The organism is Salmonella sp. SAL04196 (genome assembly GCF_046550835.1).
Classification (GTDB): domain Bacteria; phylum Pseudomonadota; class Gammaproteobacteria; order Enterobacterales; family Enterobacteriaceae; genus Salmonella; species Salmonella enterica.
Genome location: NZ_JBGDXE010000011.1, coordinates 61,583 through 77,329, shown reverse-complemented (window position 1 = coordinate 77,329; position 15,747 = coordinate 61,583). Strand labels below are relative to the sequence as shown.

Sequence of the window (15,747 nt, the reverse complement as noted above, 5' to 3'; positions counted from 1 at the left end):
CCTGCGCCAGCGCCTCCGGGAGACGCGCGCCGTCGCCGGGGTGGAAGAAGTGCAGGTTCTCCCGCGCCGTCAGGCGGTTTTTTATCCCCGGCTGGTGCCCTATCCACAGCAGGCCGGAATGGAAGCTGTCGCGCACGCAGCGCAGGGGTTCGCCCTGCCAGTACACCTCGCCGCCGTCCGGGCGCGCCAGCCCGGTCAGCAGGCGCAGCAGGGTGGTTTTCCCCGCGCCGTTGCCGCCGGTGACCTGCACCCACTCCCCGGCCTCCACGGTGAACGACAGCCCGCTGAACAGTGTCCTCTCGTCCCGCTCGCAGTACAGATCTCTGGCTTCAAGCATCATTGTCATTGCGCATATTCAGGTTGATATGGCGTATAAACACCGGTCAGGCTTTCCAGGAAGGCGACGATATCGTCAATATCGTTTTGCGGCAGATCGGTGTCAACCTGGTAACGCAGCATCAGTTTTACCGCGCCATCCAGCGTCGGTACGTCGCCCCGATGGAAATAAGGTGCCGTTAACGCGACGTTGCGTAAGCCCGGGACTTTTTGCCGTAATTTATCGCGAACCTCTTTGGTGACGTTCATACGACCAATATCCGCTGCGGTAATTTCGCCAAAATTAAAGTCTCGCTTTAATCCCAATGGTTCAAAAGAGCGCCCGCCTAAAATGATACCGCCGTGACAGGTTGCACATTTATTCTCTTTAAATAATTGATAACCGTGTTTCTGTTGCGCGGTCAGCGCATTTTCATCTCCACGTAGCCATTTATCAAAGGCGGAATCCGGCGTTATCAACGTTTTTTCGAATTCGGCGATCGCATCAGTAATATTTTCCCCGGTAAATCCTTGCGGATATACCGCCTGGAAATCTTTTTTCAGGACAGGATCTTTATCAAGCTTGCTAATAATTTCATCCCAGGATTTAGAGGCCATTTCAATAGGATTTAACGGCGGTCCGCCTGCTTGTGCCTGAAGGGTTGCAGCACGACCATCCCAAAATTGTTCGATATTAAATACGGAGTTGAATACCGTCGGCGCATTTATTGGTCCTACCGCACCGCCAACGCCAATTGAGGTTTTTCTGCCATCGACACCGCCCGCATTTAACGCGTGACAATGCGCACAGGATATTGTGCTGTCGCCGGATAAACGTTCATCATGATAAAGACGGAAACCTAAGTCGACTTTTTTCGCATCGACGGGAATATTGCGCGGAATAGGCTGAACGGGTTCATTCCGGTGCGCGGCGTCGGTATCGGCGCTGGCATAGTTGCGCTCACGTTGATCGGCTATCCAGTTCAGGATGTCAGTACGCTCTTTATCGCTGACGCCCCCCGCCCAGTGCAGCGCGACATAGCGGGTTGGCGGCATAGTCTGATGTTGCATAACCCATTCAATTTTATTCAGTTCGCTTTGCGGCACCGGCGTATCCGCAATCAGGGCGGCCCGTACCGCCTCCAGGTTAAACGATTTGTAGCCAAGCTGGATATCGTAATCCATTAGCTGCTTCGCCACCGGAAAAGAGGAATAAAAAGGTAATTCAGCGGAAGGCGTATGACAATAATCACATCCTTTCTCCCTGAAATAACCCAGTATTTTATTATTTTCACCCACAACCGAGGCCTGCACATCGCTTTTTTTACTGCGCTGTTTGTCGTAATACCATACATACCCGGACAAACCTAAATAACATAACAGCCCAACGGTGATAACCGTTGTCGCATAGAGGGTAATTTTTTTCATATCACTATCCTTATGGGGTATTGCGGCATGATTAATTAAATTTTATTTTTTTACTCATGAGGCCCGTCAATACTAAATACAAACCCATCATGGATATTGATTGGTATCAATAATTACAATTGGCTAAACCTATAGATATGATAACCCCCGACTATCGTAAGATTTATTTTGCGATGCCCGTCACAGGGTTTATTCAGCCGCAACAATGGATAAATCCTCTTTTCCGTCATCAAAACGAACGATAGCCAACAATAATTGACTTAACGCAGCATAAAAACCATAGGGATCATGCTTAAGGCAATTATTTGTAAATTTCGGAAGCCATTCCAGTAATGACGACAATGTTTTCTGGCGTAATTTATTCATTCTCCGTTGTTGGAACGATTCACCCAATGAAAAATGTAAATGGCTGAGTAATTCCAGATAAATCGCCAGGTGGTCGGTCGGCTCTTTAAAATCGTCGTTGACTTCCATCCCGGCTTCAAGCAATAAATGTTTAATCATGCCGGGTTCCTGCTGCGGGTATTGCGAGGCGTAGGGCAACGCCGATTTTTTATCCGTCATCAGGAACAATCCGCAAAAATCTGCGGCCAGCTCCAGCTGCGCATCCTGGCGCAGGCTAAGCGCGGCAATTTTTTGTTCGAGTAACGCCACCGACGCCGCCAGCGCAGGCTGACGCTTTAACAGCGCCAGCCAGTCCGCGATCTCCGCGGACTGTAATTGTATTAACCCTTCATCATCCACTTCCCGGAAAAAGAGTAACGCCAGCCATGCATATACGCAGGCGTACTGTTCCTGAGCAAGCGCTGGCTGCTTAATCATGCGGATTCCCCTGCGATGCGGGTACATATTCACACTGCGCGACCATCTCGACCGGACCGTTAAACGCCGTGACGTTATCAATAGGGCCGGTATATTTTTCAATTTCCACCAGCGTCGTATGCGCGCTGGTCGCCTGCGCGAGCTGTGATGTACCGATATCCAGCGTTAATACGTTAGGGTTGCCGTACTTACACAACGCATTGATGTCGCCGCCTTTATCAGGATCGTACCAGGCGCCTTCATGAATTCGCGCCACGCCAGGCGCATAGCGATCGGAAACCACCGCCCCCGCCAGTACCTGCCCGCGTGCATTGAATACCCGCACGATGTCACCGTTGCGGATCCCGCGCGCGCTGGCATCCTGTGGGTTAATAAAGACCGGTTCCTTGCCGCCAACGGCATATTGCTGACGCAGCGTTTCCGACTCGCACAGTTGGGAATGCAGACGGAAATCAGGGTGGACGGATTGTAAGTGCAGCGGCCAGCGCAGCGATCCCGGCCCGCCATGCGAGCGTTCGATTTTTTCGAACCACATGGGATGGCCCTGACAATCGTCGTATTGCATGTCGGCGATCGTTTTGGAGTAAATCTCGATCAAACCGCTTGGCGTGCCCAACGGCTCCAGGTCCGGATCTTCACGGAAAGCCTGATGGCGCACAAACATCTGCGGATGATCAAACTCGATGTACTCCTGTTGATTCCAGAACACCTCGAAAGTCGGTAAGTGGATACCGCGACCTTTTCCCTGCTGGCTCCCTTCCTGCCAGATGCGTTTCAGCCAGCCCATTTCATCAAGACCTTCCGTGAATGCCGCTTCACGGTTAAAGCGTCGGCAGAGATCGCGGAAAATATCAAAGTCGTTACGCGCTTCAAACTGCGGCGACACCACCTGTTTCATGGCGATAATGCCGCGGTTAGAGTGGTTGCCGAACTGATCGAGGTCGTTACGCTCAAATTGGGTGGTAGCCGGCAAAACGATATCCGCAAAACGGCAGGTCGACGTCCACTGGTTATCAATAGCGATGACCGTTTCCAGCTTGCGCCACCCTTCAATTATGCGGTTAATTTGTTGGTGTCGGTGGAACGGATTGGTCCCGGCGAACACGCACATCTTCAGCGGCGGTAATTTAACCGATTTGCCGTTCCAGTTAATGACCTTGCCCGGTTCAAGAATGGCATCCATAAAACGCGCAATAGGAATGGTGCTGCTGTAGCCTTTGTAATCCGTGCTGTCGTGTACTGGCGGAACGGTCGTCGAACCGGAAAAGCCGCTTAAAATGATCCCTTTACGACCAGGCGTCCCGGCGCCGTTGTAGTGCCAGCCAAAACCAAAGCCGCCGCCCGGTAAACCAATCTGTCCCAGCATTGCCGCCAGCACGACGACCATCCATGACCACTGTTCGCCATGCTGCATACGTTGTACGCACCAGCCAGCGATGATTTGCGTTCTGTCGCCCGCCATCTGCCGCGCCAACGCGCGGATGGTGTCGGCGTCAATACCGCACAGTTTTTCCGCCCAGGCGGCATCTTTGGGCTGTCCATCTTTTTCGCCCAGCAAATAGGGGAGGAACTGGTCAAAACCGACGCAGTAGTTATCGAGGAAATTTTTATCGTACAGTTTCTCGCTGTACAGGGTATGCGCCAGCGCCAGTTGTAACGGGACATCCGTCTGCGGGTTAATGGCGATATGTTTGACCTTATCGCGCCCCAGATAATCGTGCGTGGAGGTGACAACCGGGTCGATGCTGATGACCGAGATAGCGCCGCTGGCAACTTTTTCTTTTAATTGTTCATAGTACTGATAGACATCGTGATCCGGGCACCACCAGTTTGCCTGCTGGTTTTTCACCATATCAGAACCCCATAGCACAATCGTTTTACTGTTCTGTAAAACCAGAGGCCATGACGTTTGCTGCTCGTACACTTCCATTGAACCCACCACGCGCGGCAGAATCACCTGCGCCGCGCCGGTCGAATAGTCCCCTCCCGTGCTAACGCTATTGCCATGTAGCGCAATCGCGCGCGCCAGCATCCCGGAGGCATTATGGAACATGCCGGTAGATTGCCAGCCGCTCGCCGTCAGTAACGCGCTCGGCCCGTAGGTTTTTTGCACCCGCTCCAGTTCCTGATAGAACAGATCCAGCGCTTCATCCCAGGAGACGCGCACAAAACGATTATCGCCGCGCTGCGAGGTGTCGCTTTGATGACCTTTGCGCATCCAGTCGACGCGCACCATCGGATAGCGAATACGCGCCGCGTTGTGGACGTGATCGGGCAGACCAGCGATCATTTTGGACGGGTATTTATCCTGTTCAAACGGTTTTGCCGCCACAAATCGACCGTCAACCACCGTGGCGCGAATCGCCCCCCAGTGAGAACCGGTAAGGATACCCTCTTTCGTCGCGGCGCCTGGCGCAACGGCATCCGCCGCGCGGGCGCTACGGGGCGTCAGCAGTGACGGCCCCAGCATTCCTGCCACCGTCAAACCGCCAAGCTGCGCCAGAAAACGTCGACGAGAGACGTGTAACGAGTCCTTATTTTTCATTGTGTTCTCCCTTATCGCTGTGCGGCGTGTTGGTGGTATCAGACGCATTCATCTGGAGATATTTCAACAAGGTACGTTCTTCACGCTTATCCAGACTGGTGAAACCGATCATGCCGTTGAGCGTGCCGATCCAGCCGTTAGCGTCAAAGTGCGCTTTGTCCGGCGCGCCGTGACACTGATTACAGGTGCCGTTATAGAGGGAGTCGGCATAGGCCCAAATCGGTTTAATGTCATTTACCATGTCGCCTTTTTGCATCCACGCAGTTGCCTGTAATTTGCTCCACTGAGTATTGGTCGCCGCGACGGTGGTCTCTTCCAGCGTTTTCACATGCTGTTGCACATCGCCGCGAATCGAGGCGACAAAAATACGTTTACCGGGCAGCTGCGTCAGTACGCGCTGACGACCGTCCGTCTCCGTCCAGCCTTCGATTTGCACTTGCAGCCAGTCACCGTCCCGTTTAAGGACTTTCACTTCAGAAGCAGGCAACAGCGAACCTGCCGGTTCTTTATCACCTTTAGCGGCGTAAATCGGCTTGATATCCAGCGAATAGAGCGTATCGCCGTCATTATGCGTACTGGCGCTGGCGCGCAGTTCATCAAACTGTTTGCGGAAACCGCTGCTCATATCCGGTAGCTGGTGGGCAATCCCTTTATGACAGTCGATGCAGGACTGATTTTCTTTCGCGGCGATTTTCATTTGCCGCGCCGCTTCCGGGTTCTGTTTCGCGTGATCCATCGCATCGTAGTTATGGCAGGAACGACAGGTCGCGGAGTTATTCTCTTTCATGCGCGCCCATTCACGCTCGGCAAGCTCGGCGCGTTTGGCTTCAAATTTTTCCGGGGTATCAATCGAGTGGGCGATAAATGTCTGGTAAAGATCGTTGCTGGCTTCCAGCTTACGTTTCACCATGCCTGGAATATCAGGGGGGATATGGCAATCGTGGCATTCCGCGCGTACGCCGGAAGCGTTCTGGAAATGTACGGACTGTTTATATTCCTGATACACCGGCTGCATACTATGGCAGCTGACGCAAAACTCTGTCGTACTGGTCAGTTTGATACCGACGTGAGGTAACACGATCAGCGCAACGCCGATCACAATCCCGACAATGACCAGCGCCAGTATCGACCAACGGGCGCTTGGCCTGAGTAGCGCTCTCCAGAGTTTTCGCATAATAGCCCCTGTAATTATATGGTTTAATGCGCAGATCTTATTCCGCAAATATGAACAGCGTCACTGGTCAGGATGAACGGGATACGGCAATATATGAACAGATATGAACAGAAAGAGACCGCGCGCAGGATGTCACATCACATTGTTATTGTTGAGGATGAACCTGTTACTCAGGCCAGATTACAGGCCTATTTTGAGCAGGAGGGGTATCGCGTTTCGGTGACCGACAGCGGCGCGGGCCTGCGCGACATCATGGAGCATGAGCACGTTTCGCTGATCCTGCTGGATATCAACCTCCCCGATGAAAACGGGTTGATGCTGACCAGGGCGCTACGCGAACGTTCCACGGTGGGCATTATTCTGGTGACGGGGCGTTGCGACCAAATAGACCGCATCGTCGGACTGGAGATGGGCGCGGACGACTACGTCACCAAGCCGCTGGAACTGCGCGAGCTGGTAGTGCGGGTGAAAAATCTTTTGTGGCGCATCGATCTGGCCCGCCCCACGCCGCAAAATGCCAGTGAAAACTGCTATATGTTTTCCGGTTACTGCCTGAACGTGATGAATCACACGCTGGAGCACAATGGTGAAGCCATTAAGCTTACGCGCGCAGAGTACGAGCTACTGCTGGCCTTTGTGACCAACCCAGGCAAAGTGCTGCATCGTGAACGCCTGCTGCGAATGCTTTCCGCCCGCCGCGTAGAGACTCCGGATCTCCGCACAATTGATGTCCTGGTTCGCCGCTTACGCCATAAAATTACGCCGGAACTGCTGGTCACACAGCATGGCGAAGGCTACTTTTTAGCCTCGGAGGTGTATTGATACAGATAGACGGGCCGAAATCCCGGAGGCGATAGCGAACGGCGAACGCGCGCGCTGTCAGCGTTGTTATGCGTCAAAATAAGCACCGGCGGGCTGATATTTTCAGGCACCGGTTGCCCCTGTAAGACCTTAATCGACTGCGTTATCGCTAATTCTCCCTGCCAGGCCATCTGATCGCTGAGCGCCATCAAGATATGGCCGCGTTTTAAACCGCGATAAACCTGATGCGTCAGATAAAATGAGACGATCGTGAGCGGAGTCGTCAAATTTCGCCCTTCGCCCATCGCCGCCTCCGCCGCTATCGCCGACCCGGCGACCACATTGGCGTCCGGATGGCGCTCCAGCATTTCCTGGAGTAAGTTTCGCTGCACTTCAATGTCGTTATCGCCCCAGGCGATATCCACAATGTTGATGGCGCTGCCTTTAATTGCCTGACGAAAACCCGCCACCATCTCCTGACTGCCGCCGGCTTCTTCCGGCCCCGGGAAGAGTAAAACGTTAAGCGCTTTTCCTTTGTTCCACTGCACCAGAAAACGTCCCGGCAGATACCCCATCTGAAACCACGGCAGACCAACGCGGGTTGCGACACTGGCATCGTGAATCATGTTCACCAGTTCAATAACCGGCACATTACCGGCAAACCGTTCCAGCTCCGGGAAACGATCGGTACTGCTGCCAAGCAGAATAGCGTCGGCACCCCACTCCCGGCACTGCATCATTTGCTGTTGTTGCGTCGCCAGTTGCCGATAGCCATTCGCTTCCAGCACTTTTAAATCAACGCCATACAATTTGGCCGCTTTTTGCATCCCGTAGTTGACGGACAACCAGTAAGAATCTTTCAGGCTGGGGTATAATGCGCACAGTTTCCAGGGTTTACTCGCATTGACTGACGTTTGCCGCCAGGGAATCGCCCGATCGGCGCGCGTCCAGTGTAGCAGCCCGGTTTCGGCTAACGCCGTTTCTACATTCGAGACGATGATTATCAAAAAAAAGAACGAAATAAGCGCACGCATGATAGCCCCACCAGCAACAAGGTTTTATCCTAATGGTTTTTCCGGCGGCAACTCAACCCATTTCACCCGCGGCGCATAAATGTCAACGCCTTCACTGACCCGCAGATTATGGCTGGCCTTCGCCCTGATGGCGGCACTCACCCTGCTCAGCACCGTGATCGGCTGGATAAGCCTGCGCGTCATTAGTCAGGTGGAACAAACCAATACGCAAGCGCTGCTTCCTACGATGAATATGGCCAGGCAGTTAAGCGAAGCCAGCGCTTACGAGCTCTTTTCCGCGCAAAATCTGACCAATGCCGACAGTGAGGGCGTTTGGCTGGCGCAGGGGAAGATGCTGAAAGCGCAAAGCCTTAAAATTAACCATCTTTTGCAGGCATTAAGCGAGCAGGGATTTAATACCTCGGCCATCGCCCGGCAAGAAAAAGAGATTGCGCAAACGCTTGGGCAACAGGGAACGCTGGTCGGTGAAATTCTCACGCTGCGCGCACAGCAACAGCAGTTAAGCCGCCAGATTGCGGAGGCGGCGGAAAGCATTGCCGCCCTGGCTCACGGTCAGGCCAATAATGCAGCGACATCTGCGGGCGCCACCCAGGCCGGTATTTACGATCTTATCGAAAGCGGTAAAGGGGATCAGGCTGAACGCGCGCTTGACCGATTGATTGATATCGACCTTGAGTATGTGAATCAGATGAATGAGTTGCGGGTCAATGCCCTGCGGTTTAAGCAGCTCATTGTGACCTTAAAAGACGCGCAAGGGCTGAGCGATGCCGAGGACACCGATGAAAAACTTAATCAGTTGGTTAAAATTTTATCCCGCCGCCAGCAGCGTATAGAAGATCCTACCGTTCGCGCCCAAATCGCCGACGCGCTGGAGAAAATAAACCAGTACACCACACTAGTTACCCTGTTTCGTAAGGAAAATGCCATCCGCGACCAGCTTCAAACGCTTATGGCCAATAACCTCTTTCAGTTTACCCGCTTCAGTACGGAAGTGTCGCAGTTGGTGAACGCCATCGAAAAACGAAACGAGGCTGGGTTAGCGCGTCTTACACACGCCAGTCAGCGTGGGCAAATAGGGTTAGTGATCTTAGGTATCCTGGCGCTGTGCTCATTAAGTTTTATTCTTTGGCGAGTGGTTTACCGTTCCGTATCCCGCCCGCTGGCGCAACAAACGCAGGCCTTACAGCGGCTACTGGAGGGCGATATTGACTCACCGTTTCCGGAGGCGGCTGGCGTCAGCGAACTGGATACCATCAGCCGTCTGATGGAAGCGTTTCGCGCCAACGTGCGCAAATTAAACCGCCATCGTGAGGATTTGGCGGAACAGGTGCGATCGCAAACGGCGGAGCTTCATGCGCTGGTGCTGGAACACCGGCAGGCGCGCGCCGAAGCGGAAAAGGCCAACGAGGCGAAATCGACGTTCCTTGCCGCCATGAGCCATGAAATTCGCACGCCGCTTTACGGCATTCTCGGTACGGTACAATTGCTGGCCGATAAACCGCTCATGGCAAACTACCGCGACGACTTACAGGCCATTAATGATTCAGGCGAATCGCTACTGGCGATTCTTAACGATATTCTGGATTACTCGGCGATTGAAGTAGGCGGTACCAACGTTTCTATTAGCGAGGAACCGTTTGAACCGCGACAATTGTTGAATAGCGCGCTGCATTTAATGCACAGCCGCGTGCAGGTTGCGCTCATCGCCGACTTTAGCGAGCAACTCCCCTCCACGCTACAAGGCGATCCGCGCCGGATACGTCAAATTGTGATTAATCTTTTAAGTAATGCGGCGAAATTTACCGATCGCGGCAGCATAGTGCTGCGCACGTTTTGCGACGATCAGAGCTGGTTTATTGAGGTTGAAGATACCGGATGCGGTATTCCTGAAGCGAAGCTGACGGCTATTTTCAAACCGTTTGTGCAGGCGACAGGACGCCGGGGCGGGACGGGCCTGGGGCTGGCTATCAGCGCCAGCCTGGCAGAGGCGATGGGCGGGACGCTAACCGTCACCAGTACGCTTCATGTTGGCAGTTGTTTTCGCTTACAACTGCCGGTTCGCCACCCCAAACCCGCAAGCAAAAATGCGTTCAGGGAACCGATAAATCTTAACGGGCTACGTCTGTTGCTGATTGAAGATAATATGCTGACGCAGCGTATTACCGCTGAAATGCTCACGGGTAAAGGGGTGAAGGTCTCAGTAGCTGAAAGCGCGAATGACGCGCTACGCTGTTTAGCTGAAGGCGAGTCCTTTGATGTAGCGCTGGTGGATTTTGATTTACCGGATTATGACGGCTTAACCCTGGCGCAGCAGTTGATGAGCCTGTATCCCGCCATGAAACGCATTGGTTTTAGCGCGCATGTGATAGACGATAATCTTCGTCAGCGTACCGCCGGTCTTTTCTGCGGGATTATTCAAAAGCCCGTTCCCCGCGAGGAGCTTTACCGCATGATAGCGCACTATTTACAGGGCAAATCTCACAACGCGCGGGCGATGCTGAATGAACATCAGCTTGCCGGCGATATGGCGTCTGTCGGCCCGGAAAAACTCCGGCAATGGGTCGCCTTATTCAAAGACAGCGCGCTGCCTTTAGTCGAGGAGATCGAGGCGGCGCGCGCCATGAATGACGACGTTAACATTAAGCGGCTGGCGCATAAATTAAAAAGCGGCTGCGCCAGCCTGGGGATGACGCAGGCAACCGAAGCCTGTCGGGAGCTGGAATTGCAACCGCTTAGCGATATAGATATTAAAACTATCGTGACGCAGGGAGTGACGGCACTCGACGCATGGATAGCCAGTCATCCTTCGCCATAATAGCTTCCGGCTCGCCACGGCCAACTTATCCGACGCGTTTCACATCGCCCACTAACAGGATGTAAGACAGCGCACCCAGCAGAGCCACAACGGAGATATAGACCAGCGCCGGAGCAAAACCGTAGCTTTGCGCCAGATAACCAATCACTAACGGTACGCTAATCCCGCCCAACCCACCGATAAAGTTAAACATACCGCCGGTAAGGCCAATCAACCGCATCGGCGCAAGGGAAGAGATTAACGACCAGGTAATGGACGCAAATCCATTGCCGAAGAAAGCTATCGCCATCAATGCCATAATCCACAACGGATCGTTAGTGTAGTTAGCGCCCATAATGCACGTGGAGATGAGCAAACCGCAAATAATCGGCGTTTTGCGCGCCACGCCCAGCGAGAAGCCTTTTTTCACCAGTTTATCCGCCAGCCAGCCGGAGAGCAGTACGCCAAAAAAGGCAGCCAGGAACGGTACGGTCGTCATAAAGCCCGCTTTTAGCGCGGTAATGCCTTTTTCCTGGGTCAGATAATTAGGGAACCAGGTCAGAAAGAACCATAGCGTAGAGTTTACGGCGAACTGACCGAGGTAGACGCCCACCAGCTTACGATGGAACACCAGTTTCCAGTCGGCTTTCGTCAACGGCTGGCGGGCCTCTTTTTTCGCTGGCGCATCGCCATCCACCAGACCGCCGCCATCGCGAATATACTCCAGCTCCGCCTGGCTAAGGCTTTTCGTCAAACGCGGCGGTTGATAAACCTTAAACCAGACCAATGACCAGATAATCCCGATACCGCCGGTGACGATAAAGACCCAGTGCCAGCTCAGCATTTCCTGAATCCAGATCAGCAGCGGCGTAAGGAATGCCAGTCCGACGAACTGTCCGGAGGTGTAGAACCCGACTGCGGATGCGCGCTCATGCTCCGGAAACCAGCTAGTGACCATCCGGTTATTTGCCGGAAAGGCTGGTGCCTCGAAAATCCCGGTAATAGCGCGCAGGCCGATAAGCGACAATAGTCCCGTCGCAAATCCCTGCAATAGCGTCGCGACTGACCAGCCGAAGATAGCGATAAAATAGGTCAGCCGGGACCCAATACGGTCGAGAAACCAGCCGCCAGGGATCTGGCATAACGTATAGAGCCAGGCAAAAGCGGAGAAGACATAGCCCATTTCCGCTTTGGTAATGCCGAATTCTTTTTGAATATGCATGGAAGCCACGGCAAGGTTGGCGCGATCGACGTAGCAAATCACCACGGTAATAAAGATCATCACCAGCGTCAGATAGCGGCGACGCCCCGGCTGTGCTGCTGTAACTGAAATATCCATCGTCATCTGTCTCCAGATTCTGGGCATAGCGAGGCCGCTCACCATGCCCTGTAAATTACAGAGGGTGTGTTTTTATATTTAAATTGGGTTGCCCGGAGGGCGACGTTTGTTGAGCCTACAGCGTGGCGATCACCACTCGGCTACCGATCCGTCAGCGTGCCGCCACAACGGATTACGCCAGTCCGGCGCGCTTTTGCTAAGTTCAATCACCCTGGCCTCGTCAATGTCTACGCCAAGACCCGGTTTGGTTAAGGGTTTAAAGAAGCCGCCGTCCATGCTGAAGTCTTCTTTGTTTTTCACAAAGTCGAGCAGCTCCGCGCCCTTGTTATAGTGAATGCCCATGCTCTGCTCCTGGAATACCGCGTTGCGCGAAACAAAATCGATATGCAGGCAGGCAGCCAGGGCGATTGGACCCAGCGGGCAATGCGGTGCCAGCGCCACGTCATATGCTTCCGCCATTCCGGCGATTTTATAGCATTCGGTAATGCCGCCCGCGTGGGATAAATCCGGCTGTAGAATCGCCAGCCCGCCCGCGTCCAGCACGCGTTTAAATTCAAAACGCGAGAACATACGCTCGCCTGCGGCAATCGGAATATGCGTTTGCGCTGCCAGGCGCGGATAATATTCCGCCTGTTCCGCCAGCACCGGCTCTTCAATAAACAGCGGACGATAGGGTTCCAGTTCTTTAATCAGCACCTTAGCCATCGGCGCGCTAACGCGACCGTGGAAATCGAGCCCAAACTCAATTTCACTGCCGAAAGCTTCGCGGATTTGCGCCACGGTATTGACCGCCGCATCCACCGCACGGGAATTATCAATCACGCCCATCTCTTCACAGCCGTTCAGCTTGAAGGTGTCAAAACCAATACCGCGCAATTTTTCAATACCGTCAATGACGTCTGCCGGACGATCGCCGCCCACCCAGCTATAGGCCTTGATTTTGTCGCGCACCAGGCCGCCCATGAGCTGCCAGACCGGCGCATTCAACACCTTGCCTTTGATATCCCACAATGCCTGGTCAATACCGGCGATGGCGCTCATCATAATCGGGCCGCCGCGATAAAAACCGGCCCGGTACATTACCTGCCACAGGTCGTTGATACGCGCCGGATCTTTCCCTATCAGGTAATCGGCAAACTCATGTACTGCCGCCTCTACAGTACGTGCCCGACCTTCAATGACCGGCTCTCCCCAGCCAACCACGCCTTCATCCGTTTCGATTTTCAGGAACATCCAACGTGGAGGTAAACGGTACGTGGTGATGTGAGTTATTTTCATTTCACTGCCTCTCGATACGCATTAACAAATGCCGCAGCCTGCTGCGCGGTGCGTTCAACGGATTGCCCGGCGCGATAGAGATCGCTACCCAATCCCGCGCCCACACAGCCGGCTTTAATCCATTGCGCCAGGTTTTCCGGCGTCACGCCGCCGACGGCAAATAGCGGAACATCCGGCGGAAGTACCGCTTTCAGCGCGCTGATGTAGCCCGGACCAAACGCCGATGATGGGAAAATTTTTAACGCCTGTGCGCCAGCATCCAGCGCAGCAAAGGCTTCTGTTGCCGTGGCGCAGCCCGGACACACGGTCATGCCATAGCTCACTGCCCGGCGGATCACCTCCGGTTGGATATTTGGCGTGACGATCAGCTTGCAGCCCATCCCGGCAAGCTGGTCTACCTGTTCCGGTTTCAGTACGGTACCAGCGCCAATAAGCGCCCTGCCGCCATACGCCTTCACCACGGAAGAAATGCTTTTTTCCCACTGTGGGGAGTTAAGCGGAATTTCTATAGCGTCAAATCCCGCATCCACCACCGCGCCAACGTGCGCCAGGGCATCATCGGGCGTAATACCGCGTAAGATAGCGATGAGAGGGAGATTAGTTTGCCACTGCATGAGCGATGCTCCTTATTCCAGCCTGAAATGCCATATCGCCATCCACGGTTGAAACATCACGCCCAATAGCACGAAACGCCTGTTGGTAACGTGAGATCAGCGCGGGTCCAGCGACGAGAGTGATAGCCTGTTGCGCCGCGAAGGATTCGCTCATGCTGGCGACTTCCGCGCCAATCAACAGGCCGGAGAGGAAGTCGCTGACCTGCTCACGCGCAAGATGTCCCAACACGTGCGAGGCACGAACCTCAAAAAGAGAAGGCAGGACGGCAGGAGAATTAAGACCGCGCTCCAGCCCCGCGGCATAGGCGTCGCCAGAAGCTTCCTGTTCCGGCAAACCAGCCCCGACCAGCGAGTGACGCAGCAACAAGTGATGGAGTTCGCCTGTCATCACAGTACGAAAATCATGAATTTGTTGCGTATCAGTCTGTACCCATTTGCAATGCGTGCCGGGCATGACATAGACAGAAGAAGGAGAAAGTTCGCGGGCGCCAAGCAGTTGCGTCTCTTCGCCGCGCATCACGTTGTGGTTATCCTCGCGTGAGACACACAATCCGGGGATGATCCAGATGTTGTCGCCAACGGCAGTTAACTGTTCGCCAATAGCGGAGAACAGGGCGGGAACCGGCAGATAAGGCGCATTTTGCCAGCCTACGTTACTGCCGATCATGCCCGCCATTACCACGGGGGTGGCGCTGTCGCGCCAGTGTGTTGTGACTTCTGCTAACACCGCGTCAGGAGATTTACCGTTCAGGCGTGTAACGCCTGCTTCTGATTGCCTGCTCTCCAGGCATTTGTCGCCCTGGTAAAGCCAGGCGCGCAGATTGGTCGATCCCCAGTCAATTGCGATGTAGCGAGCTGTCATGTGATTTCCTTTAACCTTCGTGTCGAGCTGGCGATCATGGTTAATGCCGCCTGCTCTGCCGCATCGCCATCCTGATGCCGTATCGCATCGAATAGCGCCTTATGTTCCTGGAGCGTTTTCGGCATGTTGGCCGCATCGCCCATCCAGGTCCGTTCAAATACCGCTCGCTGTAGCGAGCTGATCGCTACATTTAACTGTTGCAGCACCGGGTTATGCACCGACTGCAACACTGCCTCGTGATAGCGAATATCCGCCTCGTTAAACGCTTCCCGGTCCTGGTTGTTGGCAATCATGTCGTTTAGCGCCGACTCAATTTCAGCCAGATCGCTTGATGTTGCCCGTTCCGCCGCCCAGCGTGCTATTGCTGGCTCCACCAGGTTTCGTATTTCGCTCATCGCGCTGATAAGCCTCGGGTCGTAGTCGTTTTCCAGCACCCATTGCAGCACGTCGGTATCGAGATAATTCCACTGGTTACGCGGTGCGATAAACGCGCCGCGATAGCGCTTCATTTCAATTAGCCGCTTCGCCATAAGCGAACGAAACACTTCGCGAATGATGTTGCGCGACGTTTCAAACTCCTCGCACAGATCCGCTTCCGCTGGCAGCGCCGAACCGGGTACGTATTTACCGCTGACAATCTGTTTGCCCAGCGTGATAACGATGCGATCGGTTTTATTGAGAGTCATAGAGAGTCCTTGTGCTCGATGTGAACTCTCTTACTTTACCGCGATAGCTGAATTA

13 protein-coding genes are annotated in these 15,747 nt (G+C 53.9%); 2 read left to right on the top strand and 11 right to left on the bottom strand.

Features of this window, described 5'->3' with window-relative positions; translation table 11 throughout:
• The 5 genes from ACLJPE_RS22250 to torC all read right to left on the bottom strand — a co-directional run.
• Positions 1-337: ATP-binding cassette domain-containing protein (locus ACLJPE_RS22250; protein WP_139770513.1), on the bottom strand; the 337-nt coding region annotated here is incomplete at its 3' end.
• 5 nt (positions 338-342) lie between these two features.
• Positions 343-1,743: a cytochrome-c peroxidase gene (locus ACLJPE_RS22245; protein WP_052893999.1), complete on the bottom strand. Its 1,401-nt coding sequence runs from the start codon at positions 1,741-1,743 to the stop codon at positions 343-345.
• Between the two features lie 189 nt (positions 1,744-1,932).
• Positions 1,933-2,565: a molecular chaperone TorD gene (gene torD, locus ACLJPE_RS22240; RefSeq protein WP_039514928.1), complete on the bottom strand. Its 633-nt coding sequence runs from the start codon at positions 2,563-2,565 to the stop codon at positions 1,933-1,935.
• Complete coding sequence (gene torA / locus ACLJPE_RS22235; RefSeq protein WP_052893998.1) at positions 2,558-5,110, bottom strand: trimethylamine-N-oxide reductase TorA; 2,553 nt, start codon at positions 5,108-5,110, stop codon at positions 2,558-2,560. Before torA ends, torD begins: the two co-directional genes overlap by 8 nt.
• Positions 5,100-6,284, bottom strand: coding sequence for a pentaheme c-type cytochrome TorC (gene torC, locus ACLJPE_RS22230; protein WP_001230254.1), 1,185 nt, complete (start codon positions 6,282-6,284; stop codon positions 5,100-5,102). Before torC ends, torA begins: the two co-directional genes overlap by 11 nt.
• A gap of 129 nt (positions 6,285-6,413) precedes the next feature.
• Here torC and torR point away from each other — a divergent pair, with 129 nt between their 5' ends.
• On the top strand, positions 6,414-7,106 hold the full coding sequence (torR, locus tag ACLJPE_RS22225) for a two-component system response regulator TorR (protein WP_001562512.1): 693 nt from the start codon (positions 6,414-6,416) through the stop codon (positions 7,104-7,106).
• Here the strand turns inward: torR and torT are convergent.
• Positions 7,079-8,119, bottom strand: coding sequence for a TMAO reductase system periplasmic protein TorT (gene torT, locus ACLJPE_RS22220; RefSeq protein ID WP_039514856.1), 1,041 nt, complete (start codon positions 8,117-8,119; stop codon positions 7,079-7,081). The two genes, torR and torT, sit on opposite strands and share 28 nt — an antisense overlap.
• Positions 8,120-8,198: 79 nt before the next feature.
• Here torT and torS point away from each other — a divergent pair, with 79 nt between their 5' ends.
• Complete coding sequence (torS, locus tag ACLJPE_RS22215; RefSeq protein ID WP_052899414.1) at positions 8,199-10,934, top strand: TMAO reductase system sensor histidine kinase/response regulator TorS; 2,736 nt, start codon at positions 8,199-8,201, stop codon at positions 10,932-10,934.
• Between the two features lie 25 nt (positions 10,935-10,959).
• Here torS and ACLJPE_RS22210 read toward each other — a convergent pair whose 3' ends face one another.
• The 5 genes from ACLJPE_RS22210 to dgoR form a co-directional block, all read right to left on the bottom strand.
• Positions 10,960-12,297, bottom strand: coding sequence for an MFS transporter (locus ACLJPE_RS22210; protein ID WP_000253524.1), 1,338 nt, complete (start codon positions 12,295-12,297; stop codon positions 10,960-10,962).
• An 84-nt stretch (positions 12,298-12,381) separates the two neighbouring features.
• Positions 12,382-13,530 (bottom strand): galactonate dehydratase, encoded by a 1,149-nt coding sequence (gene dgoD, locus ACLJPE_RS22205; RefSeq protein ID WP_000704735.1) that lies wholly within the window; start codon positions 13,528-13,530, stop codon positions 12,382-12,384.
• The gene (locus ACLJPE_RS22200) at positions 13,527-14,144 is read right to left on the bottom strand and encodes a 2-dehydro-3-deoxy-6-phosphogalactonate aldolase (RefSeq protein WP_001198741.1); all 618 of its coding nucleotides are present in this window, start codon (positions 14,142-14,144) and stop codon (positions 13,527-13,529) included. Before ACLJPE_RS22200 ends, dgoD begins: the two co-directional genes overlap by 4 nt.
• Complete coding sequence (locus tag ACLJPE_RS22195) at positions 14,128-15,006, bottom strand: 2-dehydro-3-deoxygalactonokinase (protein ID WP_000127129.1); 879 nt, start codon at positions 15,004-15,006, stop codon at positions 14,128-14,130. The genes ACLJPE_RS22200 and ACLJPE_RS22195 overlap by 17 nt, the downstream gene beginning before the upstream one ends.
• The gene (gene dgoR, locus ACLJPE_RS22190) at positions 15,003-15,692 is read right to left on the bottom strand and encodes a D-galactonate utilization transcriptional regulator DgoR (RefSeq protein ID WP_000174317.1); all 690 of its coding nucleotides are present in this window, start codon (positions 15,690-15,692) and stop codon (positions 15,003-15,005) included. The genes ACLJPE_RS22195 and dgoR overlap by 4 nt, the downstream gene beginning before the upstream one ends.
• Between the last annotated feature and the right edge of the window lie 55 nt (positions 15,693-15,747).

Coding starts and splice junctions, on each gene's coding strand:
- ACLJPE_RS22245 (WP_052893999.1), bottom strand. CDS start 1,743: ATGAAAAAAATTACCCTCTATGCGACAACGGTTATCACCGTTGGGCTG.
- torD (WP_039514928.1), bottom strand. CDS start 2,565: ATGATTAAGCAGCCAGCGCTTGCTCAGGAACAGTACGCCTGCGTATAT.
- torA (WP_052893998.1), bottom strand. CDS start 5,110: ATGAAAAATAAGGACTCGTTACACGTCTCTCGTCGACGTTTTCTGGCG.
- torC (WP_001230254.1), bottom strand. CDS start 6,284: ATGCGAAAACTCTGGAGAGCGCTACTCAGGCCAAGCGCCCGTTGGTCG.
- torR (WP_001562512.1), top strand. CDS start 6,414: ATGTCACATCACATTGTTATTGTTGAGGATGAACCTGTTACTCAGGCC.
- torT (WP_039514856.1), bottom strand. CDS start 8,119: ATGCGTGCGCTTATTTCGTTCTTTTTTTTGATAATCATCGTCTCGAAT.
- torS (WP_052899414.1), top strand. CDS start 8,199: ATGTCAACGCCTTCACTGACCCGCAGATTATGGCTGGCCTTCGCCCTG.
- ACLJPE_RS22210 (WP_000253524.1), bottom strand. CDS start 12,297: ATGGTGAGCGGCCTCGCTATGCCCAGAATCTGGAGACAGATGACGATG.
- dgoD (WP_000704735.1), bottom strand. CDS start 13,530: ATGAAAATAACTCACATCACCACGTACCGTTTACCTCCACGTTGGATG.
- ACLJPE_RS22200 (WP_001198741.1), bottom strand. CDS start 14,144: ATGCAGTGGCAAACTAATCTCCCTCTCATCGCTATCTTACGCGGTATT.
- ACLJPE_RS22195 (WP_000127129.1), bottom strand. CDS start 15,006: ATGACAGCTCGCTACATCGCAATTGACTGGGGATCGACCAATCTGCGC.
- dgoR (WP_000174317.1), bottom strand. CDS start 15,692: ATGACTCTCAATAAAACCGATCGCATCGTTATCACGCTGGGCAAACAG.